The organism is Streptomyces sp. NPDC111628, assembly GCF_055635195.1.
The window spans coordinates 822,417-844,181 of record NZ_JBVKBZ010000003.1; the positions used below are offsets into that span (position 1 = coordinate 822,417).

21 protein-coding genes and 1 riboswitch are annotated in these 21,765 nt (G+C 73.2%); of the genes, 7 read left to right on the forward strand and 14 right to left on the reverse strand.

Translation table 11 applies throughout. From position 1 onward, the window contains the following. Window positions 1-35: 35 nt before the first annotated feature. A complete protein-coding gene (locus tag ACZ7MF_RS18720) occupies window positions 36-1,079 on the reverse strand; it encodes a LacI family DNA-binding transcriptional regulator (RefSeq protein WP_471477883.1) in 1,044 nt (347 codons plus the stop codon). Between the two features lie 31 nt (window positions 1,080-1,110). Next, the gene (locus tag ACZ7MF_RS18725; protein ID WP_471477884.1) at window positions 1,111-1,647 is read right to left on the reverse strand and encodes a DUF2269 family protein; all 537 of its coding nucleotides are present in this window, start codon (window positions 1,645-1,647) and stop codon (window positions 1,111-1,113) included. Between the two features lie 194 nt (window positions 1,648-1,841). Between ACZ7MF_RS18725 and ACZ7MF_RS18730 the strand changes: the two genes are divergently transcribed. Next, window positions 1,842-2,267 carry a hypothetical protein gene (locus ACZ7MF_RS18730; protein ID WP_471477886.1) on the forward strand — a complete coding sequence of 142 codons (426 nt, stop codon included), beginning with the start codon at window positions 1,842-1,844 and terminating at the stop codon, window positions 2,265-2,267. Window positions 2,268-2,303: 36 nt separating this feature from the next. On the opposite strand, the gene ACZ7MF_RS18735 is transcribed toward ACZ7MF_RS18730, so the two are convergent. Both ACZ7MF_RS18735 and ACZ7MF_RS18740 read right to left on the reverse strand, forming a co-directional pair. Further along, the gene (locus tag ACZ7MF_RS18735) at window positions 2,304-3,371 is read right to left on the reverse strand and encodes a sugar kinase (protein ID WP_471477887.1); all 1,068 of its coding nucleotides are present in this window, start codon (window positions 3,369-3,371) and stop codon (window positions 2,304-2,306) included. Then, window positions 3,368-4,000, reverse strand: coding sequence for a bifunctional 4-hydroxy-2-oxoglutarate aldolase/2-dehydro-3-deoxy-phosphogluconate aldolase (locus tag ACZ7MF_RS18740; RefSeq protein ID WP_471477888.1), 633 nt, complete (start codon window positions 3,998-4,000; stop codon window positions 3,368-3,370). The genes ACZ7MF_RS18735 and ACZ7MF_RS18740 overlap by 4 nt, the downstream gene beginning before the upstream one ends. Before the next feature lie 207 nt (window positions 4,001-4,207). Between ACZ7MF_RS18740 and ACZ7MF_RS18745 the strand changes: the two genes are divergently transcribed. Together ACZ7MF_RS18745 and ACZ7MF_RS18750 are read left to right on the forward strand one after the other, a co-directional pair. After that, a complete protein-coding gene (locus ACZ7MF_RS18745; RefSeq protein WP_471477890.1) occupies window positions 4,208-4,606 on the forward strand; it encodes a hypothetical protein in 399 nt (132 codons plus the stop codon). 243 nt (window positions 4,607-4,849) lie between these two features. Further along, window positions 4,850-7,441 (forward strand): MXAN_6230/SCO0854 family RING domain-containing protein, encoded by a 2,592-nt coding sequence (locus tag ACZ7MF_RS18750; protein ID WP_471477892.1) that lies wholly within the window; start codon window positions 4,850-4,852, stop codon window positions 7,439-7,441. A 118-nt stretch (window positions 7,442-7,559) separates the two neighbouring features. Here ACZ7MF_RS18750 and ACZ7MF_RS18755 read toward each other — a convergent pair whose 3' ends face one another. The 3 genes from ACZ7MF_RS18755 to ACZ7MF_RS18765 form a co-directional block, all read right to left on the reverse strand. After that, window positions 7,560-8,048, reverse strand: a complete 489-nt coding sequence (locus ACZ7MF_RS18755; protein ID WP_471477893.1) for a GNAT family N-acetyltransferase — start codon at window positions 8,046-8,048, stop codon at window positions 7,560-7,562. Window positions 8,049-8,109: 61 nt separating this feature from the next. Then, window positions 8,110-8,751, reverse strand: coding sequence for an FMN-dependent NADH-azoreductase (locus ACZ7MF_RS18760; RefSeq protein ID WP_471477895.1), 642 nt, complete (start codon window positions 8,749-8,751; stop codon window positions 8,110-8,112). 40 nt (window positions 8,752-8,791) lie between these two features. Next, the gene (locus ACZ7MF_RS18765; RefSeq protein ID WP_471477896.1) at window positions 8,792-9,505 is read right to left on the reverse strand and encodes a DsbA family oxidoreductase; all 714 of its coding nucleotides are present in this window, start codon (window positions 9,503-9,505) and stop codon (window positions 8,792-8,794) included. A 97-nt stretch (window positions 9,506-9,602) separates the two neighbouring features. On the opposite strand from ACZ7MF_RS18765, the gene ACZ7MF_RS18770 reads away from it, so the two are divergent. Next, entirely contained in the window at window positions 9,603-10,016 is a 414-nt protein-coding gene (locus tag ACZ7MF_RS18770; protein WP_471477897.1) for a winged helix-turn-helix transcriptional regulator, read from the forward strand. Between the two features lie 64 nt (window positions 10,017-10,080). Here the strand turns inward: ACZ7MF_RS18770 and ACZ7MF_RS18775 are convergent, their stop codons facing one another. The 7 genes from ACZ7MF_RS18775 to ACZ7MF_RS18805 form a co-directional block, all read right to left on the reverse strand. Further along, entirely contained in the window at window positions 10,081-10,590 is a 510-nt protein-coding gene (locus ACZ7MF_RS18775) for a copper chaperone PCu(A)C (RefSeq protein ID WP_471477898.1), read from the reverse strand. Beyond that, a complete protein-coding gene (locus tag ACZ7MF_RS18780) occupies window positions 10,587-12,875 on the reverse strand; it encodes a heavy metal translocating P-type ATPase (RefSeq protein WP_471477899.1) in 2,289 nt (762 codons plus the stop codon). Before ACZ7MF_RS18780 ends, ACZ7MF_RS18775 begins: the two co-directional genes overlap by 4 nt. Further along, window positions 12,875-13,129, reverse strand: coding sequence for a hypothetical protein (locus ACZ7MF_RS18785; protein ID WP_471477900.1), 255 nt, complete (start codon window positions 13,127-13,129; stop codon window positions 12,875-12,877). Before ACZ7MF_RS18785 ends, ACZ7MF_RS18780 begins: the two co-directional genes overlap by 1 nt. Window positions 13,130-13,294: 165 nt before the next feature. Next, window positions 13,295-13,954, reverse strand: a complete 660-nt coding sequence (locus tag ACZ7MF_RS18790) for a DUF5134 domain-containing protein (protein WP_471477901.1) — start codon at window positions 13,952-13,954, stop codon at window positions 13,295-13,297. Continuing rightward, window positions 13,951-15,408: a PepSY-associated TM helix domain-containing protein gene (locus ACZ7MF_RS18795; protein ID WP_471477902.1), complete on the reverse strand. Its 1,458-nt coding sequence runs from the start codon at window positions 15,406-15,408 to the stop codon at window positions 13,951-13,953. The genes ACZ7MF_RS18790 and ACZ7MF_RS18795 overlap by 4 nt, the downstream gene beginning before the upstream one ends. Window positions 15,409-15,600: 192 nt before the next feature. Further along, window positions 15,601-16,197, reverse strand: a complete 597-nt coding sequence (locus ACZ7MF_RS18800) for a sigma-70 family RNA polymerase sigma factor (RefSeq protein WP_471477903.1) — start codon at window positions 16,195-16,197, stop codon at window positions 15,601-15,603. Window positions 16,198-16,349: 152 nt separating this feature from the next. Next, window positions 16,350-17,030 carry a hypothetical protein gene (locus tag ACZ7MF_RS18805; protein ID WP_471477904.1) on the reverse strand — a complete coding sequence of 227 codons (681 nt, stop codon included), beginning with the start codon at window positions 17,028-17,030 and terminating at the stop codon, window positions 16,350-16,352. Window positions 17,031-17,368: 338 nt separating this feature from the next. Between ACZ7MF_RS18805 and tsaD the strand changes: the two genes are divergently transcribed. From tsaD to metE, 3 genes are all read left to right on the forward strand, one after another. After that, window positions 17,369-18,421 (forward strand): tRNA (adenosine(37)-N6)-threonylcarbamoyltransferase complex transferase subunit TsaD, encoded by a 1,053-nt coding sequence (tsaD, locus tag ACZ7MF_RS18810; protein WP_471477906.1) that lies wholly within the window; start codon window positions 17,369-17,371, stop codon window positions 18,419-18,421. Next, window positions 18,421-19,002 (forward strand): GNAT family N-acetyltransferase, encoded by a 582-nt coding sequence (locus ACZ7MF_RS18815; protein WP_471477907.1) that lies wholly within the window; start codon window positions 18,421-18,423, stop codon window positions 19,000-19,002. Before tsaD ends, ACZ7MF_RS18815 begins: the two co-directional genes overlap by 1 nt. Before the next feature lie 69 nt (window positions 19,003-19,071). Further along, a riboswitch (cobalamin riboswitch) is annotated at window positions 19,072-19,268 on the forward strand. A gap of 178 nt (window positions 19,269-19,446) precedes the next feature. After that, window positions 19,447-21,762 carry a 5-methyltetrahydropteroyltriglutamate--homocysteine S-methyltransferase gene (metE, locus tag ACZ7MF_RS18820; RefSeq protein ID WP_471477909.1) on the forward strand — a complete coding sequence of 772 codons (2,316 nt, stop codon included), beginning with the start codon at window positions 19,447-19,449 and terminating at the stop codon, window positions 21,760-21,762. Window positions 21,763-21,765 lie beyond the last annotated feature (3 nt).

Consider the following 21,765-nt stretch of genomic DNA (forward strand, 5'->3'; position numbering starts at 1 on the left):
CGGCGCCGCTCGCGTGCGCCCGGGGACCTGCCGGCTCAGCGACCGGCCGGGCCGCCGGTGCTCTCCCGGACCTGGAGCGTCGTGCGCAGCACCACGGTCTGCAGGGGGGCCTCGCCGCCCTCGATGCGCTGGAGCAGCAGGTCGGCCGCGGTGCGGCCCAGCTCGTAGGAGGGCAGCTCCACGGCCGACAGGGACGGCCGCACCAGTGAAGCCCAGGGGACGTCGCCGAAGGAGAGGACGCCGATGCCGGGCGGGGTGTGCCCGGCCTCGCGCAGGGCGTCGAGCACGCCGATGGTCATGAGGTTGTTGGCGACGAACACGGCGTCGGGCGGCTCGGGCAGGGACAGCAGGTCGCGCATCGCGACGCGGCCGCCCTCGACCCGGAAGTCGGCGTGGCGTACGTAGGTGTCGTCCGCGGCCTCTCCCGGCCGCGCCGCCCGCAGCGCCTCCCGGTGACCGGCCAGGCGTTCCTCGGAGGTGGAGGCGCCCTGGGGTCCGGTGATGCAGGCGATCCTGCGGTACCCCGCCCGCAACAGGTGCCGGGTGGCGGCCTCGCCGCCGTGGCGGTCGTCGAGGCGGACCGCGTCCACCTCCGCGTCCCGCGGGCGGCGGTCGACGGCGACGACGGGGACGCCGCGGGCGATCAGCGGGCCGAGGTCCGTCTCGTCCTGGGAGGCCGCCGCCACGATCACGCCGGCCATCTGCTCGCCGAGGGCGACCTCCAGGTAGCGGCGCTCCTTCTCGGTGTCCTCGTCGGAGTTGCACAGCACCACCGAGAGGCTGGTGCGCTGCGCCGCGTCCTCGACGCCGCGCGCGAGCGACGTGAAGAACGGGTTCTCGATGTCCGGGATGAGCAGGGCGATCACGCTGGAGCGCTGTTTGCGCAGCGACCGTGCCAGCCGGTTGGGCGCGAACCCGAGTGCCGCGGCGGCCTGCTGCACGGACTGGGCCCGTGCCGGGGTGACATTGCCGCCGTTGAAGACGCGGGAGACGGTCGCCGGGGACACTCCGGCGGCTCGCGCCACGTCCTGGATCGTCACCACCTGCGCCCGCGCCCTCTCACTCCGCGTAAGGTCCACCTGCTCACCCTACCTGCGTCTGAAAAGGATTTCACCCTGTGCCCGAGCGGGTGAGCGGCGGACGGACGCCCGCGGGACGCTCGCGCAGTCGGCGGCCCCGCCGGGTGAGTCCCCAGGGCTTGAGGAGCGAGAGCACCGTCATGAACACGTAGGCGGACAGGGAGACCATCGGCCCGAAGAGCACGTCTCCCGCGTCGGGCAGCGACTCGCCGGCGGCCACGGCGGCGACCGCCGCGTTCACCCCGGGGCGCAGCGCGAAGACCGTGGCGACGGTCGTGCCCAGGGTCAGCCAGAACTTGGTGTACACCCACCGGTGCCGGGCGAGACCCCACGGCGTGCCCAGGGCCAGCACCAGACCGCTCACCAGGGTGAGCAGGGCGAGGGGGAGCAGCAGCCAGTCGGCGAACAGCTTCATGCAGCGGACGGCGGCCTCCACCGCCACCGGGGAGGCGCCGGTCGCCGCGGTGACACCGAGCGCCAGCAGCCCGAGGGTGAGCCCGAGCCAGGCGGCGGAGGCGAGGACATGGACGACGAGGGAGGCCCTGCGTGCGGGGCGGCCGAGTTTCACACCACCCACGCTGCCGGTCGGCGGCCGCCGAGGCGTCCCGCGGCGGGAGTATCCGCCCGTACTGGCCCGGGCGTAGGCGACGGGGGCGCGGCGCCGTGACCCGATCGGCGCAGGTCTCGGTCGCCCGCACTGCGCGGGGCACCCGGGCGTCCTAGCCTGGGCGTGTCTTCGAGGAAACGCCGCTAGGAGTTCCCATGCGTCTGCCCATCGAGCTCAGGCATGTCGCCCCACGACTCGCCACCGGGGCCTTCATTCTCAATTCCGGTCTGGCCAAGCGGGGGGCCGACGAGCAGACCGCCGCGATGATGCACGGGATGGCGAAGAACACCTATCCGTTCCTCGGCAGACTGCGGCCCGCTACCTTCCTCCGCCTGCTTTCCGCCGGTGAGATGACGCTCGGTGCGGCGCTGCTCCTGCCGGTCGTGCCGACCGCTGTGGCGGGCATCGGTCTGACCGCCTTCTCGGCCGGGCTGGTGGGTCTGTATCTGCGCACCCCGGGGATGCGCGAGGAGGGCAGCCTGCGCCCGACGCAGGACGGGACGGCCCTGGCGAAGGACACCTGGATGCTCGGCATCGGGATCGGATTCGTCGTCGACGGAGCCACCAGCAGGTCGTGCTGACGCCCTACGACGCCACGAGCAGGTCGTGCTGACGCCCTAGGATGCCGGCGCCTGACACCAGTCCTGCTCGGTGAGGGACAGCATGGCCCCGACGGTGTCCTCGTCGGGCAGGGGTCCGTGGTCCCCCACGACCTTCAGCGCGGAGGCCGCCGTGATGTGGCCCAGGCGCAGGGCCCGGGTGAGGTCCTTGCCGCGCCACAGTCCGGCGAGGAATCCGGCGGCGAACGCGTCGCCCGCCCCCACCGGCTCCACGACCTCGGTGCTCAGCGCGGGCACGGTGCACGCCCCCTGCCCGGTGAACGCGGTGGCACTGCGCCCGCCGTCCTTGACGACGAGGACGCGCGGGCCGCTCAGCAACCGGCGGACGTCCGTCGCGGTCAGGTCGGCGCCCCACAGGTCCTGGGCCTCGTCCAGGCCGACGAAGGCGATGTCGGCACGGTCGGCCAGATCCCGGAGGACCGCGGCGGCCGTGTCCGGCGGCCACAGTGCGGCGCGGTGGTTGACGTCGAAGCTGACGGCGTGGGTGCGCCGCGCCGGGGCAGTGCGCAGTGCCCGTTCCACCAGGGCCCGGCAGGACGGGGACAGCGCCGGGGTCACCCCGGTCAGGTGGAGGAGGGCGGCCCCGCCGAACCGTTCGTCGTCCAGCACGTCGGGGCCGAGCGCCGAAGCCGCCGAACCCCGGCGGTAGTAGTGCACGCGGGTCCCGGCGGCGCCCGGGTCCTTCAGGAGCAGCCCGGTCGGCCGTGCCGGGTCGGTGCGCACGCCGGATACGTCCACGCCCGCCCGCGCGACGGCCGCCCGCACCCGCCGGCCGAGCGCGTCGTCACCGACCGCCGAGAGCCAGGAGACGGGCAGGCCCAGGTCCGCGAGGTACATGGCCACGTTCGACTCGGCGCCCGCCACCGACAGGCGCAGGGACTCGGTGTCGTCCAGCGAGTCCGACGGGCCCGGGGCCAGGGCCGCCATGGTCTCCCCCAGACACACCACCGGTCCCCGCGGCGGCCGCCAGGGACCCGTGGCCGGACCGGTCGCGTCACTCCCCGGGCTGCGTACGAGGGTGTCGTCGTGCTCCTCGGGCTCGGGCTCGGGCCGTGCGCCGGTCACGGCCGGGCCTCCCCCACGGCGGCGCGGAAGGCGCGGGCACGGGTGCGGAGGTCGTCGAGGCTGCCTCCGTCCGCGGCGTCGCCGATCAGCGGGGAACCGACCCCGACCGCGGTGGCACCCGCCGCCAGATGGGCACGGGCCGCCGCCTCGTCGACACCGCCGACGGGCACGAGGGTCTCGTGCGGAAAGGGCCCGCGCAACGCCTTCACGTAGGCGGGTCCACCCGCCTGGGCCGCCGGGAAAATCTTCAGCGCGGTGGCGCCGAGGGTGCGCGCGGTGATGACGTCGGTGGGCGTCATGACCCCGGCCAGAACGGGCATGCCCCGTTCCCGGGCCGCCGTGACCCCCTCCCCCAGACCCGGCGTGACCGCGAAGTCGGCGCCTGCCCGGTGGGCGGCCACCGCGTCGTCCGCGGTGAGGACCGTCCCGGCGCCCAGGGGCCGGTCGGGGCCGAGGGCCGCTCTGGCGCGTGCTATGACCCGCAGGGCGTCCTTGCCGGTCAACGACACCTCGATGAGTTCCACGTCCTCCTCCGCCAGCGTCAGCACGGTGCGCAGCGCGGCGTCGGCGTCGTCTCCGCGCACGATGGCGACGAGGCGGTGTGCGGCCAGGGCAGCTCGCAGATCCACAGACTGGTCTCCTACTCCGGAGCATCGGGGGTCACGGGCCGGCCGGCCCGCAGCGGCACTCGACGGCCAGGGTAGAACGCCGCCGCATCCGGCCCGGAGGCCGGGCTGTACCGGTGAGCACGACGTTCTGCCCCTGTGTCGCGCGTTTTGCACCATTCCTCATGGTGACCCGGGTGGAGGACATCCACGTGCGACGAGGTGAGAAACATGCTGGTGCTGGGTCTCCTGCTCATGGCGGGCGCCGCCGCCTTCGCGGGCCTGCTGATCGCGTACAACCTGTCCGGCGGTCCGGACTACACCGTGACCCTGCTGGGGAGCGAGCCATTCACGATCAGTACGCTCGGGGCGTTCCTCGGTGGCATCGCCCTGACCCTGATCTTCGGCCTGGGCATGTGGATGCTCCTGGCCGGGACCGTCCTGGCACGCCACCGCGGCAAGAAGCGCCGCACGGAACGTGAGACCGCCAAGCAGGCCGCCGCCGAGCGCGACGCGATGGCCGGCCGGCTGGAAGGCCGGGGCAGCACGGACGACGCGGCCGAGCCGGCCGGACACCGGCGCCCCGCCGCCCACCGACCGCAGTGGCTGCGGCCGCACGGTCACCACTGACCGACCTGGACAGGGGCCGACCGGTCCGGCTCACCCGCCGGACCGGTCGGCCCCTCCATGGGCGGCCCACCGGCCGGTCGGAAAATACGTTGGCGGTGCCGCGAGCCTGTGATGGGATGACCGGCGACGGGGGCGGCTCCCCGGCGTGCATCCTTCTCACCTTCCTGAAAAGACCCGGCGCGCCCACTCTCCGCCCCCGTTCTTCCGTCTCTTCCGTGTTGAGCCGTCGTGGAGGGCTTCCTGTTGCTCGCTGCCGAGTCCGTACTGCTGCGCCGTGACCAGAGCGTGTACGTGGACCGGGGGTCCGTGTCGGGAAGCGGAACGGGACCGGCACTGCGCCGGCTCGAGGCCGAACTGCTCGGCCGCGGCCACGTCCTCTCCGCGCGACTGCACGAGGCCCTGGCCTCGTTGGATTCCGGGGAGCTGGCGGCCGCGCACATACGCCTGGTCGGACTCGTCGACGACCTGCTCGGCTCCGACCGTACCCACACCCCGCTGTTCCGCCGCTTCCCCCGCACCGTGCCGCGCAACACCGAAGCGCTGTACGTCGACCGGGTCTTCGCCTACCTGCTCCAGCAGCCGGAGCAGCCCTGCGTGCTGTGCGGGGAGGCGCGCACCGTCCGGCCCGTGTCCCCCTGTGCGCACCTGGTGTGCCGGCTGTGCTGGGACGGGTCCGACTACGCGGGCTGCCCGTTGTGCCACCGCCGTATCGACGCCGACGACCCCTTCCTGCGCCCCGTGCGCGCCGTCGGCGCCGCCAAGGCGGTCGTACCGGGACCCTTGCGGCTGCTGCGCCTGGGCACCGCCCTGGCCGCCGACGCGACCTCGGCGGTGGACGCCCTGCTGGCCCGCCGCACTCCGCTCTCGCCGCAGGACCGGTACGACCTGGTGACCCTGCTGCCGCTCACCCCGGCCGGGCGGGGCCTGCTGCCCGAGGACATCCCGGTGCGCGAGACCAAGGCACTGGTGCTGGGCGCGCTGGTGCGCGAGGCGCCGCCGGAACTGCCCCTGCGTGACCTGCTGACCGAGCGGCTCACCACCGCCACCGACGTGCTGCGCCTGCTCGCCGTGGTCTCCGGCGGTGACGCCGGGCTGGTGACGCCGTCGCGTTTCACGAACGTCCCGCGCTCCCTGCGCCGCGATCTGCTCTCCGTCCTCGACGGCCTGCCGACGCCGTACCTGGTGGAGGACGTGCTGCGGCATCCCACGCCGTGGAAGCGGGCCGCGGAGGTCCTGCACCCCTTCGAGCGGCACACCAGGCATCCGCGTGCCGCCCTCGCCTTCGCGGTGCTGCGCGACACCTCGGTGGATCAGGGCACCGCGTTCGGCGCCGCCCTGCTCGACACGGCCGCCGCGTACCCGGACGCCGTGCGCGTGGCCGGCCCGCGGATCCGCCCGGCCACCTGGTCGGGACGGCTGGAGCAGGCCGTGGCCGAGGGCGACGCCGGACGGGCGTCGGCCCTTGCCGGGGAACGCCCCGGTGAACTGGTACGTCGCCTGGACGTGTTGCTGCGCCTGCACACCGGCGACGTGCCGGTCCCCGAGCTGGCGACGGCTCTTCGGCGCGGGCTGGCGAAGGTGGGGCCGGGTCCGCTGCTGTCGGCGCTCGGGGCGCTGCGGGTGCGCACCGAGGACCGCGCCGGTGGCCGCCGGGTGTTCTTTCCGCGCGGGGACGTCACCCGGGCCCTGTCCGTACCCGAGCGGCGCCCCGCGCTGCCCACCTCGCTGGTGTCGGAAGTCGTCGCGCTGTTGGAGGGGGAACTGCTGCGCCGGTTCGCCGCCGGGGAGCCGTACGAGCTGTCGGTGCTGGACGCCGGTCTGACCGACCTCACCGTGCCGTTCACCGAGCGGACCGCGGCGAAGGCCCTGGTGACCGTGGGGCGCGGCAGCACCCAGGCGCTCCCCGAGGGTGGCGTACTCCGGCTCTTCCTGCACTGGACGGAACCGCAGGGCAATCGCACCGACCTGGACCTGTCCGTCGCGTTCTTCGACGCCGGGTGGACGTTCACCGGCCTGTGCGACTACACGAACCTGGTGCACGGCCGGGACGCGGCGGTCCACTCCGGCGACCTCACGTCGGCCCCGGCGCCGCGCGGTGCCACCGAGTACGTGGACCTGGATCTGGAGCGCCTCGCGCGGCGGGGGGACGTCTACGCCGTCCCGCTGGTCTTCAGCTTCAACAACATCCCGTTCGAAGAACTGCCGGACGCGTTCGCGGGTTTCATGGCCCTGCCCGCGGACGGCCCACGCGACGCGTCCTACGACCCGCGCACGGTCCGGCAGCGGTTCGACCTGGCGGGCGACTCGAAGGTGTGCCTGCCGATGATCGTCGACCTGGGCGGACGGCGGGCGCTGTGGACCGACACCCACCTGCCGCCCACGGGCGGCTTCCAGAGTGTCGGTTCGCACGGCGGCGACGGTCTGGCCACGGTGGCCGCGGACCTCTGGCAGCAGTTCACCTCGGGTGGCCGGGTCACCCTGTGGGACCTCGCGGTCCGGCGGGCGGCCGCGCTCTCTTCGCAGGTGGCGGTGGTGTCCCGAGAACCGCAGCCGGCCCTGCTCCGCTACGGGCGGCGCCCCGGCGAGACCGCGGCCGCGTTCGCCGTGAGGGTGTCGTCGCTGAAGGACGCCGAGGAGCATCTCGAGCACGTCGACCCCGACGCGGCCGCGACCGGTCTCGCCGCCGGCAAGCGGGTCTTCCTCGCGACGGTCCACGGGGACGTCCACCCGCCGGGGGCGACGGGCACGTCCTACCGGCTCTTCCCGGGCACCGGGGAGGCGTCGCAGACCCTGACTCAGGTCACCGCCGGAGACCTGATCGCCGACCTGACGTGAGCCCGTACGGTGCCCTGTGCCCTGGAGGCAAGCGGCACCCGGGCTTTGCCCCCCCCGCCTCGGTCCCGACCCGCGTCACCGACCCTCCGAAGGCGGCGCGTCCGACGGGCGCGCCGCGTCATTCCGAGGAGACGCGGAACTCGAATTCGGGACGGTCCCACGGCACCGCGGGCGGGTTGGCGAGCACGGTCCCGATCCGCACCGCGCCGACGCGGTGGTAGAAGCCCTCGGCCGGGAGATGCGACACGACCCTGACACGGTCGAGCCCGGCGGCCCGGGCCTCCGACCGCATGTGCGCGACGAGCAGCCGTCCGATGCCCCGCCCTTGCGCTTCGTCGGCGACGAAGAGCAGGTCGAGCTCCGGTGGAGCGAGGACGAGCGAGTAGAACCCGAGGACCCGGCCTCCCCGGCCGTCGTCGGCGACGGCCACGAAGACCCGGTGGGCCTCGATGTAATCGGGCCCGACCCGGTAGCCCGCGACCGCGGCCGCGTACTGGCCCGCGTAGGCACCTGACCCACGCACCAGCCGCGTGAGCCGCTTGGCATCCCGCGCGACGGCCCTCCGCACGGTGATCGGCGGGCTGCCCGGGGAAGTACGAGGCCTCATCGGGAGAGTATTTCCCACCGGGGCGCGCCGTCGTGCGGCGGGTCGGCTGCTCGGGTGATCGTCAGGCGGCCCGGGTGGCGAAGGTCGTGGCGAGGGTGCGGGCCTGGTCGTGGGCGGCCGTCATGGACGCCTCGTGCAGGGGCAGGAGCGCGGTGAGGGCCGGGGCGTGCGGGGCCATGGTCAGCTCGGGGGTCACGGTGGTGACGTCCAGGCCGAGGAGGTCCTCGTGGCCCAGGACGGTTTCCAGCGTGGGCACCAGGTAGTCCAGGCCCTCCCTCGGAGCGCCGGGGGCATAGCTGCCGCCCCGGGCGGAGATCAGCAGGGCGGGGCGGCCCGCGGCCGGGGAGGCGCCGGTGTGGGTGAAGGTACGGTCCGTGACGAGGATCTGGTCCAGCCACGCCTTGAACGCCGACGGCATGGACAGGTTGTACAACGGCACCGTGAACAGGTACGCGCCGGCGCCGAGGAACTCCTCGATCAGCTCGTCCTGCAGTGCCTGGGCCTTGGCCTGCTCGGGGGTGTGCCGGGCCGGGTCGGTGCTGCGGGCGGTGACGCCCGCCGCCGTCAGGTGCGGCACCGGAGAGGCAGCGAGGTCGCGGTGGACGACCGGCCCCTGCCACTGGTCGCGGAAGGACTGGGCGACCTGGCGGGAGACGGAGGCCTCGCCGAGCGAGGAGGAGTCGATGTGCAGCAGGTACGACATGGTGGTTGCGCCTTTCGAGGAGACGGGGCGGAGTGACGGGTCAGGGGCGGGCGGGGACGGCGCATCCGGCGGGGCCGCAGCCCGGGGCGTCGCCCGCGGGGGCGAGGGTGACGGGGTGGGCCTCGTCCCAGGCGGAACGGAGCAGGGCGAGCAGGGCGTCGCCGCTCTGGGCGCCGGGGACGCCGTAACGGCCGTCGACGACGGTGAACGGGGCACCGGTGGCGCCCAGACGCTGAGCGCGGCGGGCGTCTTCCCGGACCTGGGTGCGGTACCGGCGCTCGGTGAGTGCCCGGCGTGTCAGGTCGTGGTCCAGGCCCAGCTCGTCGGAGAGCCGAAGCAGGTCGTCGAGGGTGAAGACGGGGTCTGCCTTGCCGAAGTAGGCGTGGAAGACCGTGTCCCAGGCTTCGCGGTTCTTGCCCTGCGCGGTGGCGTGGGCCAGGAACTCGTGTGCCAGGTCGGTGTTGCCGACGACGTTGTCCAGCACCCGGTAGGGGCTCAGTCCCTCGGCGGCGGCCAGCGTCTCGATCTGCCCGGTCGCCGCCTCCGCCCGCGCGCCGCTCATGCCGTACTTGCGCAGCAGGATCTCGCGGACGCCGATCGTGCGGTCCGTGGGAAGGCCGCCGCCCAGCGGGAAGGAGTGGTGGACCGTCTGGACCTCGTCGCTGTGCTCGAACCGCTCCACGGCCCGGTCCACCCGGTGGCTGCCGAGCCCGCACCAGGGGCAGGTGATCTCGGCCCAGATTTCTACCTTCATGGCCTGACCTCCAATTCCTACGTTTTGTTCGTAGCGCCATGATGCGCCAGTATGGAAGTCGTTACAAAAGGCACACGCGTGTGCGCGACGGAGAGGAATGGGTGCCATGCCGGACAGCACCGATACGGAGATGGCGGCCGCGACCGGGCCGTGTGCGAGCATCCCCGCCGAGCACATGCCCTTCATCCGGCAGGTGCTGGACCGGGTCGGCGACAAGTGGAGCATGCTGATCGTCGTCGTCCTGGACGACGGCCCGCTGCGCTACACCGACCTGCAGCGCCGGATCCCCGGCATCTCCCAGCGCATGCTCACCCACACGCTGCGCCAGCTCGTCGAGGACGGTCTGATCACGCGCACCGCCTACGCCGAGGTTCCGCCGCGTGTGGAGTACGCCCTCGCCCCGCTCGGCCGCGGCCTGCACGAGATCGCCATGCGGCTGATCGCCTGGGCCGCGGACCACCACACGGAGATCCGCGCCCACCGCTCCCGGGCCGACGCCGTCACCGCCTAGAAGCTGTCAGCTCTCCCGCTGGCTGCCCTGATCTCCCTGCGCCCGCCCTCACGCAGCGGCGTCGTCAGGATCCGGGCCGGACGACCACCGCCAGGACGTCCATGCGTCCGCTGTGCTCGAAGTGAAGGGTGAAGGGCACCAGGTCGCCCGCCTTCCAGCGGGCCGCGGCCGGGACGGTCACATCGCTGCTGTGCGGCGACATGTCGAGGGTGCCGCCGACGGGGACCGGGAGTGACTCCGTGGGGCTGCGGTAGGCGGCTCCGCCGGCGGTCATCCGGTGGCTGCTGAGGGAGATGCCCTCGGTGACGTCGGACGAGGTCACCCCCACCAGCCGGTCCTGGGCGCCCCCGGTGTTGGTGATCTTGAAGAAGGCTGCCGTCTCCGGAACTCCCTGGGACGGGAGGAAGAGCCGTGCGTCGGTGACGCCGATGCGTGCGGGGGTGCCCGCGTTGCCCGTGGCGGTCCAGACCGCGAGAGCGCCCAGGGCCAGCACGCAGGCGCAGATCGGTGCCAGGGCGGCCAGGGCGGTATCCGCCAGTCGGCGCGGGGTGGGTGTCCAGGCGGAAGCCGTCATCGAAGGCTCCTCCCACGGGCGGGTGAGGCGGACGGACGGCTGCGGGCCGGTGAGGGCTGCCAGGCTCGGAGCCGCAGGCTGTTGCCGACCACGAGCAGGGAGCTGACGGACATCGCGGCGGCGGCCGGCATCGGGTTGAGCAGGCCGACCATGGCCAGAGGCACGGTCACGGCGTTGTAGCCGAAGGCCCACAGGAGGTTGACGCGGATGGTGGCCAGCGTGCTGCGGGAGAGGCGGACGGCGTCCGCGAGGGCGTCGATGTCGCCGCGGACCAGGGTGACGTCGGCGGCTCCGATCGCCACGTCGGTGCCGGTGCCCATCGCGATGCCGAGGTCGGCTCCGGCCAGGGCCGCGGCATCGTTGACGCCGTCGCCGACGACGGCCACCCGGCAGCCCTCGTCCCGTAGTCGACGGACAAGACCGGCCTTGTCCTCGAGGGTGCAACGGGCGTGTACGTCCTCGATGCGCAGGGCGGCGGCGACGGCGCGGGCGGGTGCCTCGCGGTCTCCGGTGGCCAGCACCGGCCGTACGCCCAGGCGGCGCAGCCGGTCCACGGCCCGGTAGCTGCCCGGCCGCAGTACGTCTCCGACCTCGACGAGCGCCTCGCTCACCCCGTCGACGCGGACCACGACAGCCGTGTGGGCGGCCGCCTCGGCCCCGGTCAGTGCCTCGGCCAGCGGTGCGGGCAGCTCGTCGTCCGGGGCCAGGACCTCCACGAGCCGTCCCTCGGCCTTGCCGCGTACGCCGCGCCCCGACAGCGCGGCGAAGCCGGTCACCTCCGGCAGCGTCCCCGTCGGCACGGCGCGTCGGGCGTAGGCCGTGACGGCTCGGCCCAGCGGGTGCTCGGAGCCCTGTTCGACCGCACCGGCCAGCCTGATCGCCTGCTCCTCGCCGATGCCTCGCGGTGCCGCCGTGACCCTGGCGACACTCATGTGCCCCGAGGTCAGGGTGCCGGTCTTGTCGAGCACCACGATGTCGATGTGCTGCAGCCCCTCCAGTGCTTGCGGACCGCTGACCAGGACACCCAGTTGAGCGCCACGTCCCGTGGCTGCCATGAGGGCGGTCGGGGTGGCGAGCCCCAGGGCGCAGGGACAGGCGACGACCAGGACGGCCACGGCAGCGGTGATCGCGGCCTGGGGGTCGGCGCCCGCGCCCAGCCAGAAGCCGAGGACGGTGGCGGCCAGGGTGAGCACGACCGGCACGAAGACGCCGGCGACCTGGTCGGCGAGGCGTTGTGCGCGCGCCTTGCCCGCCTGGGCCTCGGTCACCATGCGGGTGATGCGGGCCAGTCGGGTGTCGGCGCCGACCGCGGTGGCCCGCACGGCCAGCAGGCCGCCGACGTTCACGGAGCCGCCGATCACGGCCGTGCCCGGGCCGACCTCGGCCGGCTCGCTCTCCCCGGTGACCAGGGAGAGGTCGACGGCCGAACTGCCTTCGGCGACCGTGCCGTCGGTGGCCACGCGTTCTCCGGGCCGCACGACGAAGATCTGCCCGGTCCCGAGGTCCTCGATCGGGATGCGACGCTCCCCCGCGTCGTCACGTACGGCGACCTCCTTGACGGCCAGCTCCGCCAGGGAGCGCAGGGCCGCGCCGGTGCCACGACGGGCTCGCGCCTCCACATACCGGCCCGCCAGGACGAACAGGGGGACGCCGACGGCGGCCTCCAGGTAGATGTGGGCGAGACCGTCCGACGCCGTCGGCACCAGGCTGAAGGGCATCCGCATGTCCGGGTCGCCGGCGCCGCCGATGAACAGGGCGTAGGAGGACCAGGCGAAGGAGGCCACGACACCCAGCGACACCAGGGTGTCCATGGTCGACGCCGAGTGCCGCAGGCCCCGCGCCGCCCGCCGGTGGAAGGGCCAGGCACCCCAGACGACGACGGGGGCGGCGAGCACGAAGCACAGCCATTGCCAGTTGCGGAACTGCCAGGCGGGGACCATCGACAGGACCAGCACGGGTACGGCGAGCAGGACGGTGACCGCCAGCCGGTTGCGTTCCCGCTGTGCTTCCGTCCCCGTATCGTCGTCGCTCTCGCGGCGTCGCTCTTCGACCGGTTGGGGCAGCGCGGCCGTGTATCCGGCCTGCTCGACGGCGGCGACGAGCTGCTGCGGGAGCACCTCGGGCGGGTGGTGCACTCGGGCCCGTCCGGTGGCGAGGTTCACGCTCGCGCTGACCCCGTCCAGCTTGGCCAGCTTCTTCTCCACCCGCTTCACGCAGGCCGCGCAGGTCATGCCACCGACCGCGAGGTCGGTCACCTCCTGCACGGACGCCGCATCGCCGGCCATCAGTGCCCGCCCCCGTGGTTCATGCCGCCCATGTCGTCGTCCTCCGGGTCCGTGCCGCCGTCCTCGTGGCCGTCCCGGGTGATCCCGGGACCGTGCGTGCCGGGTGCGACGGGGCCGACCCCCTGGCCGACGGCGTAGGAGGCGGCGAACGCCAGTACCAGCAGGACGAGGAACCCGCACAGGGCGGGAGGCGGCAGGATCCGCTGCACCGGCCCGGCCGGCGCACGGGAAGCGGATTGCCGTGTCTGCGCCATCTGTCGACTCTCCCGATCGCCTCGCGCGTCGTACGGCTTCCACTGGACCGAGCCGCACCGGTACAGGAGTCGGGGGTGCCGACGCTTGAGTTCCCCGGCCCGGGTGTGACGCCTGTCACCGAAGGGAACAGAGGGGCCTCGGAGCGGACGCCGCCCGGTCACTCCCTACGCGAACAGGGCGAACATCACCGCCATGCCCAGTGCCATCACCGCGTGGCAGGCCGGATCGAGTGCGGCGGTGGTGTCCGCACCTGCGGGTGCCGGACCGCCCGCGGGCAGCGGCACCCGCACCCGGGCTAGATCGAAGGACCGGGCGAGCCAGACCAGGCCGATCGCCGTCAGTGCCACGGCGAGCAGGGCGGACGCCACGCTCGGTCCCGTGCCGGTGAGGCTCATGGAGGCGAGCGACGCGCCGGCCGCCGCGTGCCCCTCGTGCCCGGCGTGGCCCGTGCCGCCACCGTGACCCGCCATCGCACCCGAACCCCCCATGGCCGCCACCATCCAGGCCATGGCTCCCATCATGAGGACGTGCGGCCAGGCGGCCTTCACCGCTCCGGTCCTGGAGCGCGCACCGGGCCGGATCAAGGAGGCCGCCACGAACCACAGCGCACCCGCCGTGAACAGGACGACCTGCGGTGCCACCGCCAGGTCCATCCCCCACGGCCAGGTCATCGCGATCATGAGGACTCCCATCGCGGCGTGCAGCGCGTGGCCCACCCGCCCGGTGAGGCCCGTCGTGGGCAGGACCAGCCGCCACAGCCCGTACAGAACGGGTGCGGCGAACATCAGCGTCAGGATCCAGCGCAGTCCGTTCGCGGCGATCATGCGAGGCCTCCCGCCCTGCGTCGCCGCACCGCGCCCACTGTCGCGTCCGCGACGAGGAACACCAGCAACGGCAGCCCGAACAAGGGCAGGTAGTAGCCGACGACTGCGGCGAGCACCACGGCGGGGGCCAGGACGCGTCCCGGAATGCGCCGCCAGGCGCCGCGCGCGGGCGCACGGCCGAGCGCGAGACCTTCGCTCCGGGTCGGGCGGCGCAGCCACCACATGCGGTACCCCCACAGGATCATCGCGATCAGCCCGATCGCGAGCAGCGCCAGGACGATCTGGTTGACCAGGCCGAAGAGCAGACCCATGTGAGCGTTGATGCCCCAGCTCGTCAGCTTGGCCAGTACCGGGAAGTCGTCGAAACGCAGGGTCTGGATGACCTCGCCGGTGGCCGGGGCGACCGCCACCGAGTCCTGCCGTACGGGCCAGGAGCGGGTGTTCTCCTTCACGACGTACGCGGTTCCGGCCTCGGCGGGCGGGGTGACGACCAGTACGCCGCGCAGGCCGGCGTCGCGCGCGGAGGCCACCGCGGCGTCGATGCCGAGGTCGTACGACGTTCCCTCGCCGCCCCCCTTTCCGCCGGCGGCGGGGAGCGCGGTGGAGACCGCGGGGGTGGAGCCGCCCAGGGCGTCCTGGACCTCTCCGATACTCGCTCCCGCGTGACCGGACCAGGTCAGGCCGGTCGCCGACAGGCCGAGCAGACCGATCGAGGCCCACAACCCCACCGCACCGTGCCACGACATCGTGCGCCGCCGCCCCTTGGCGCCGCCGCCCGGCACCACCAGACGCCGCAACCGCTGCCGGTTGCGCGGAGTGCCGGCCCACAGGGCGAGTCCGCCGAGCACCTCCACCCACAGCCAGCTGGCGGCGAGTTCGCTGTAGTTGCGGCCGAACTCGCCCAGGTGCAGGTTCCGGTGGAGGTCGTCGAGCCAGGCCCGCGCCGGTAGCCACTGGCCGAACGTCTCCAGCGTGCCCAGTACCTGGTGGTCGTACGGGTCGACGAACGCGGTCAGCGTGTAGCCCTCGGCCAGCCCGTCCTTGCTGAAGGTGACGCGGGTGGAGTCGGTGGGCCCGGCTCCCTTGGTCACCGACAGCAACGTGCCGTCCGGGACGGCGCGTTCGGCCGCGGCCACCTGCGCGGAGAGCGGTTCCGCCGAGCCCCGCGGCGTCACCTTCAACTCGTGCTCGTAGAGCATCGACTCGATCTGCGGCGTGGCCGTGTAGGCGAGTCCCGTCACCGCGGCGACGAGGAGGAACGGACCGATGACCACACCGGCGTAGAAGTGCAGGCGCAGCAGCAGGGGACGCAGGTTTCCCCAGGCCGTTCCGCTGCCGCCACCGGTCGCCGTCACGGGCTTGACGACGCCGTCCGACCGGGGTGGCGGGACGTCGGCCGCCGGGCTCGCCGGTGGCGTCACCGGCGTGTCCGGCAGCGGTGGGCTCTCGGACATGTGTGCCTCTCTTCTCCACCGGTGTCGATCGACCGAAGTGGTGCTCGCAGGAGGAGTCGGGGGGAGGTCACCGCGAGTTCCCCGAGGCGAATGTGAGGCACGTCACGTAACTGCCGGGTTCCGGCCGGGAGTTCCGGCCGATGCCCGTCGCTTCGAGGGCGGCGGGCATCGACCGGTAGCTCTGGCGGACCGTCAGGCCGCGGTCCGCTCCACGGGCTGACGGGCTACGGACTCGTCCGCAGCCCACCCGACCAGGGCGGTCCGGGCGCGGGACACCCGGGAGCGCACCGTGCCGACCGGACACCGGCTCATCTCGGCGGCCTCGGCGTACGGCAGCCCCAGGAGCTGGGTCAGGACGAATGCCTCACGACGCTCACCGGGCAGGGCATCGACCAGCTCCCACAGCGCGATGCCCTCGTCGAAGCCGGGAAGCCCCGTCGGCTGGGCGTGTTCGGCGGCGGCCTGCCAGTCGTCGCTGCCTGCCGTCCGGGGCCGGCACGCGGCGCGGCGCAGACTGTCGACGACGGCCCGGCGGGCGATCGACAGCAGCCACACGCGCGCCGACGAACGCCCCTCGAACCGGGGCAGTGCCGTGAGGGCGCGCAGGAACGTGTCCTGGGTCAGATCGTCCGCCGCCTGCACGTCGTCGGCGAGGTACGCCACGTAGCGGCGCACGTCGCGTTGCAGCGCCCGGACGAAGCGGTCGACCGCCTCGCTGTCGCCAGCGGCGGCGGCGAGCGCCCAGGCGGTGACCGTCTCGTCGGTCACGGTGGGCAGGGCAGGGGTCATGGTCCTGTGGGTCCTTCCTGAGTCCCGCGCACACCGACCGGGCACGGCACGGTGACCGTCGGCGGGGGCACGGGTGAGGGGGAGATCCCGTCGCGCGGGGGCGCGGACGGGCGACCGCCGCCGCGCGGAGGGCGGTGGCGGTGTTCCGGCTGTCAGACGACAGCGGTCTCCCCGGGAGGACCCCGGGTGGTGAGGACGTGGACGAGCAGGAGCTGCCGCAGCCGCCGCCTCGGCCGCGGAGCCGGCCGGAGGGAGGGCGGAGCAGAGGGCGGGCAGAGCACCGCCAAAACCAGCCGCAACGGCACGAAGGCGCGGTCCGCGCAGGCGCGGACCGTCTTGAAGAGCGCGCTCTCGCCCTGGGCCAGCCAGAGTCCGCACAGCACGGCGGCCAGCAGGTGGACGGCCGGCATGCCCCAGGAGGACATGCCGGCCATGTGCGTCATGTCATGCATGCCGCCCATACCCATACCGGTCATGGAATCCATGCCGTGGCCCAGCGACGCCATGCTGTCGGCACCGTGGGAGCCCAGGTGCTCCGGGTGGTGCAACCCCGCGGCGGCCGCGATGTCATGGGCCCGGGCAGCCTGCGCGAGCGTGAAGGCGAGGTGCAGGCAGGTCTGCACGGCGACCGTCAGGCCTGCCACCGTACGGCGGCGCCGTTCGTGGGCCCCGAAGGCCCAGCCGACGGCCCCGACCGCCAGGGTGCCGGAGAGGAGCACCCACCAGGGCAGCCCCTCCCCCGACATCAGCACGTGTCCGAGGGCGGCGAGCAGCACGCAGACGGCCGCGAAGACCGCGGCTCTTGTCGTGCGGAGACACCACCCAGCACTCATGGCGGCTCATCCTTGCAGTCTCGACGCCCCGTCAGGGGGAGTACGAGAAGTTCCCGGACCCGCGACTCAACCCGCTCGCGGTGATTCATGTCACGTCAACCCATGGGAACTTCGGACGAGTTGCGGCCGACCGCCTCCCCGAGGAGGGGCGTCGTTGGCGACGGGACAGACAGGGCGAACCGGGCAGGACGGGTGGAGTGTGCGGGCCGCCGCGACCTTGGCCAGTCCCACCTCCACGTGCACGTCGAGGCGCGTCGATTCCCGTGGCGGCGCACATCGACAGCGATCTTATTGCACAATGTTCGCAACAACTTTCAAGGTGCAAGAAAGGTCGGTCGATGGGGTCTGCGGTGGTGCTGGGCATCGAGTCGTCCTGCGACGAGACGGGCGCCGGTCTGGTCCGGAACGGGCGGCTGCTGGGGAACGCGGTGGCGTCGAGCATGGACGAGCACGCCCGCTTCGGCGGTGTGGTGCCCGAGATCGCCTCCCGCGCCCACCTTCACGCGCTGCGTCCGGTCGTCCGGCGGGCACTGGACGAGGCCGGGCTGCGGCTGTCCGACATCGGGGCGGTCGCCGTGACCACCGGCCCCGGGCTGTCGGGTGCCCTGCAGGTGGGTCTCGCCGGTGCGAAGGGCATCGCCTACTCGCTCGGGGTGCCGTTGTACGGGGTGCACCACCTGGCCGGGCACGTCGCCGCCGACACGCTGGAGCACGGCCCGCTGCCCAACCCGTGCATGGTCCTCATCGTCTCCGGCGGCCATACCTCTCTGCTCCTCGTCCGCGACCTTGCCCGGGACCGGATCACGCACCTCGGAGACACGCTCGACGACGCGGCCGGGGAGTGCTTCGACAAAGTGGCGCGGGTCTTCGGACTGCCGTACCCCGGCGGTCCGGCCATCGACCGGACAGCGCGAGTGGGGGATCCTCGCGCTGTCCCCTTTCCGCGCCCGCTGCCGGGGTCGTACGACTTCTCCTTCTCGGGGCTGAAGACGGCAGCCGCCCGCTGGGCGGAGGGACATGCCGGACGTGAGCTGCCGGTGGCCGACGGCGCGGCCTCGCTCCAGGAGGCCGTCGCCGACGTCCTGACCCGCAAGGCCGTCGCCGCCTGCGCCGAGCACGGGGTGGGCACCCTCGTCGTGGTCGGCGGCGTCGCCGCGAACTCGCGGGTGCGGTCACTGGCCGAAGAGCGCTGCCGCGCGGCCGGGGTCGAGCTGCGGGTGCCGCCACTGCGGCTGTGCACCGACAACGGCGCGATGATCGCGGCCGTCGGCGACCTCCTCGTACAGGCCGGAGCCGAACCGGCCCCGCTCAACGTGTCCATCGACCCGTCGGCGCCCCTGGAGTACGCCGCCCTGCACCCGGCCGCCACCGGACGGGCGGTGGCCGCCTGATGAGGGCCGACATCCACGTCCACCGGGGCGCCGAACTGCTCGTGCACACCGACGCACTGCGGTCGGTGTACGTCGACGCCTTCTGCGCCCCGCCCTGGAACGAGGACGAAGCAAGGGCGACGGAATTCGTCTGCCGGCTGCCGACGAACGTGGGCCGTCCCGGCTTCACGGCCGCGACCGCCGTGCGTGACGGGGACCTACTGGGCTTCGCAACCGCTTGGACGACCCCGGCGCCCTTCCCCACCGACCGCTGCTACCCGCAGGCCGCCGCCGGCCTCGGTCCCACGGACACCGCGGACTGGCTGTGCGGGGCCCTGGAGATCGACGAACTGGCCGTCCGTCCCGCCGCACGCGGCACCGGACTCGCCGGGGACCTCCTAGAAGCGGTGACGGCGGGCGCGCCCGACGGGCGTGCCTGGCTGCTGACCTCCGTCCAGAACACGCGGGCCGTGGCCTTCTACCGCCGCCAGGGGTGGACGCAGGCCACCCACCCGTCCCCCGCCGGCAAGGGCATCGTCGTCTTCCTCGGTCCGCGCCACCCCGCCGGCGCGCGGGGCAGGAGCGCGGTTCCGGAGGCGTGACACGGGTCACCGCCCGGATGCCGGGCGCCTGCACTCCTGACGGGCCGGCTGCCCGTAGGCTGCCCGCAGCAGCTGGTTCGCCCCGTTCTCCAGACGGGGTGTCGTAAGAGGGAACCCGGTGGGAATCCGGGACTGCCCCGCAGCGGTGAGCGGGAACGACCGCCGTCATACGCACTGGGTCCGAGGTACCGGGCCCGGGAAGCGACGGCCAGTAGGTGTCCTCGAACGGAGAGGACGTGCCCGCGAGTCCGAAGACCTGCCAACTGCCCGCGCGCGAACCGTTCGTGCGTGGACATCCCGGTGACCTCGAGGGCGGGTCGGCGTACATACCAGGCGGATGTGTCTGCCCTGCTGCGCAGCGTAGGTCACGCCCGGTGTGTCACTCCTTCGCGTACTCGTCCCGTCTCCGGGATCTCAGGGATTCATCTCGCGAAGGAGATCTCCGTGACCACGAAGTCCGCAGCCGCGGCGGCACGGGCCACCGTGTACGGCTACCCCCGCCAGGGGCGGAACCGGGAACTGAAGAAGGCCGTCGAGGGTTACTGGAAGGGCCACGTCACCGCCGACTCCCTGCGCGCCACGGCCGCGGAGCTGCGCCGGACGAACTGGCAGCAGTTGGCCGACGCCGGCATCGACGACGTACCCACCGGTGACTTCTCGTACTACGACCATGTGCTCGACACCACCGTGATGGTCGGCGCGATTCCCGAGCGTCACCGTTCCGCCGTGGCAGACGACGCGCTCGGCGGCTACTTCGCCATGGCGCGCGGCACCCAGGAGGTGGCGCCACTGGAAATGACCAAGTGGTTCGACACCAACTACCACTACCTCGTCCCGGAACTGGGCCCGGACACCGCGTTCACCGCCGACTCCACCAAGCAGGTCGACGAACTGAAGGAGGCCCTCGCCCTCGGCCTCACTGCCCGGCCCGTTCTCGTCGGTCCCGTCACCTACCTTCTGCTGGCCAAACCCGCCCCGGGCGTGCCCGCGGGCTTCGACCCGCTCACCCTGCTGGACCGGCTCCTGCCCGTCTATGCCGAGGTCCTGGCCGATCTGCGGGCCGCGGGCGCGGAGTGGGTGCAGCTGGACGAACCCGTTCTCGTGCAGGACCGCACCCCGGCCCAACTCAACGCCGCCGAACGCGCCTACCGCGACCTCGGCGCCCTTGCCGACCGGCCGAAGCTGCTGGTCGCCTCCTACTTCGACCGGCTCGGCGATGCGCTGCCGATGCTCGCCAAGGCCCCGGTCGAAGGGCTTGCCCTGGACTTCACCGGGAGCGCCGCCAACCTCGACGCGCTGGCCGCCGTCGGCGGGTTGCCCGGAAAACGCCTGGTCGCCGGTGTCGTGAACGGCCGCAACATCTGGGTCAACGATCTCGCCCGCTCCCTGTCGACCCTCGGCACCCTGCTGGGCCTGGCCGACCGCGTCGACGTGTCCGCCTCCTGTTCCCTGTTGCACGTCCCCCTGGACACCGCCGCCGAGCGGGACATCGAGCCGCAGATCCTGCGCTGGCTCGCCTTCGCGAAGGAGAAGACCGTCGAGGTCGTCACCCTCGCCAGGGGCCTCGCCCAGGGCACCGACGCCATCGCCGCCGACCTGGCGGCCAACCGCGCCGACCTCGCCTCCCGCGCCAACTCCCCCATCACCCGCGATCCCGACGTCCGCGCCCGTGCCGCCGCGGTCTCCGGGGCCGACACGCGACGTTCCCAGTCCTACGCGGAGCGCGCCGCGGCACAGCGCTCGCACCTGCGCCTGCCGTTGCTGCCGACGACCACGATCGGTTCCTTCCCGCAGACCGGCGAACTGCGCACCGCTCGCGCCGACCTGCGTGCCGGGCGGATCGACACGGCCGGCTACGAGGAGCGGATCAAGACGGAGATCCAGGAGGTGATCTCCTTCCAGGAGCAGACCGGCCTCGACGTCCTGGTGCACGGCGAACCCGAACGCAACGACATGGTCCAGTACTTCGCCGAACAGCTGACCGGCTACCTCGCCACCCGGCACGGCTGGGTCCAGTCCTACGGCACCCGTTACGTCCGCCCGCCGATCCTGGCCGGCGACATCTCCCGTCCGGACCCGATGACCGTGCGCTGGACCACGTACGCCCAGTCCCTCACCGGCCGCCCGGTCAAGGGCATGCTCACCGGTCCCGTCACCATGCTCGCCTGGTCCTTCGTCCGTGACGACCAGCCCCTCGCCGACACCGCCCGCCAGGTCGCGCTCGCCCTGCGCGACGAGGTGCACGACCTGGAGGCCGCGGGTACGTCCGTCATCCAGGTGGACGAACCCGCCCTGCGCGAGACGCTGCCCCTGCGCACCGCCGACCGGGCCGGATACCTGTCCTGGGCCACCGAAGCCTTCCGGCTCACCACCTCCGGCGTCCGCCCGGAGACGCAGATCCACACCCACATGTGCTATGCCGAGTTCGGCGACATCGTGCGGGCCATCGACGACCTCGACGCCGACGTCATCAGCCTGGAGGCGGCCCGTTCCCAGATGCAGGTGGCTCGCGAACTCGCCGTCCACGGCTACCCGCGCGAGGCCGGACCAGGCGTCTGGGACATCCACTCCCCCCGCGTGCCCAGCGCCGAGGAGATGGCCGACCTCCTGTGTGACGGCCTGAAGGCCATCCCCGCCGAACGGCTCTGGGTCAATCCCGACTGTGGCCTGAAGACCCGCGCCTGGCCCGAGACCCGGGCCTCGCTCGAACACCTGGTGGCCGCCGCCCGCGCACTCCGCAACGAGCTGTCCCGCTCCTGACCC

What these genes read in the sequence shown, in the direction of transcription:
- ACZ7MF_RS18730 (WP_471477886.1), top strand. Translation starts at nt 1,842, where the DNA reads ATGCGTCTGCCCATCGAGCTCAGGCATGTCGCCCCACGACTCGCCACC.
- ACZ7MF_RS18745 (WP_471477890.1), top strand. Translation starts at nt 4,208, where the DNA reads ATGCTGGTGCTGGGTCTCCTGCTCATGGCGGGCGCCGCCGCCTTCGCG.
- ACZ7MF_RS18755 (WP_471477893.1), bottom strand. Translation starts at nt 8,048, where the DNA reads ATGAGGCCTCGTACTTCCCCGGGCAGCCCGCCGATCACCGTGCGGAGG.
- ACZ7MF_RS18760 (WP_471477895.1), bottom strand. Translation starts at nt 8,751, where the DNA reads ATGTCGTACCTGCTGCACATCGACTCCTCCTCGCTCGGCGAGGCCTCC.
- ACZ7MF_RS18765 (WP_471477896.1), bottom strand. Translation starts at nt 9,505, where the DNA reads ATGAAGGTAGAAATCTGGGCCGAGATCACCTGCCCCTGGTGCGGGCTC.
- ACZ7MF_RS18770 (WP_471477897.1), top strand. Translation starts at nt 9,603, where the DNA reads ATGGGTGCCATGCCGGACAGCACCGATACGGAGATGGCGGCCGCGACC.
- ACZ7MF_RS18775 (WP_471477898.1), bottom strand. Translation starts at nt 10,590, where the DNA reads ATGACGGCTTCCGCCTGGACACCCACCCCGCGCCGACTGGCGGATACC.
- ACZ7MF_RS18780 (WP_471477899.1), bottom strand. Translation starts at nt 12,875, where the DNA reads ATGGCCGGCGATGCGGCGTCCGTGCAGGAGGTGACCGACCTCGCGGTC.
- ACZ7MF_RS18785 (WP_471477900.1), bottom strand. Translation starts at nt 13,129, where the DNA reads ATGGCGCAGACACGGCAATCCGCTTCCCGTGCGCCGGCCGGGCCGGTG.
- ACZ7MF_RS18790 (WP_471477901.1), bottom strand. Translation starts at nt 13,954, where the DNA reads ATGATCGCCGCGAACGGACTGCGCTGGATCCTGACGCTGATGTTCGCC.
- ACZ7MF_RS18795 (WP_471477902.1), bottom strand. Translation starts at nt 15,408, where the DNA reads ATGTCCGAGAGCCCACCGCTGCCGGACACGCCGGTGACGCCACCGGCG.
- ACZ7MF_RS18800 (WP_471477903.1), bottom strand. Translation starts at nt 16,197, where the DNA reads ATGACCCCTGCCCTGCCCACCGTGACCGACGAGACGGTCACCGCCTGG.
- ACZ7MF_RS18805 (WP_471477904.1), bottom strand. Translation starts at nt 17,030, where the DNA reads ATGAGTGCTGGGTGGTGTCTCCGCACGACAAGAGCCGCGGTCTTCGCG.
- tsaD (WP_471477906.1), top strand. Translation starts at nt 17,369, where the DNA reads ATGGGGTCTGCGGTGGTGCTGGGCATCGAGTCGTCCTGCGACGAGACG.
- ACZ7MF_RS18815 (WP_471477907.1), top strand. Translation starts at nt 18,421, where the DNA reads ATGAGGGCCGACATCCACGTCCACCGGGGCGCCGAACTGCTCGTGCAC.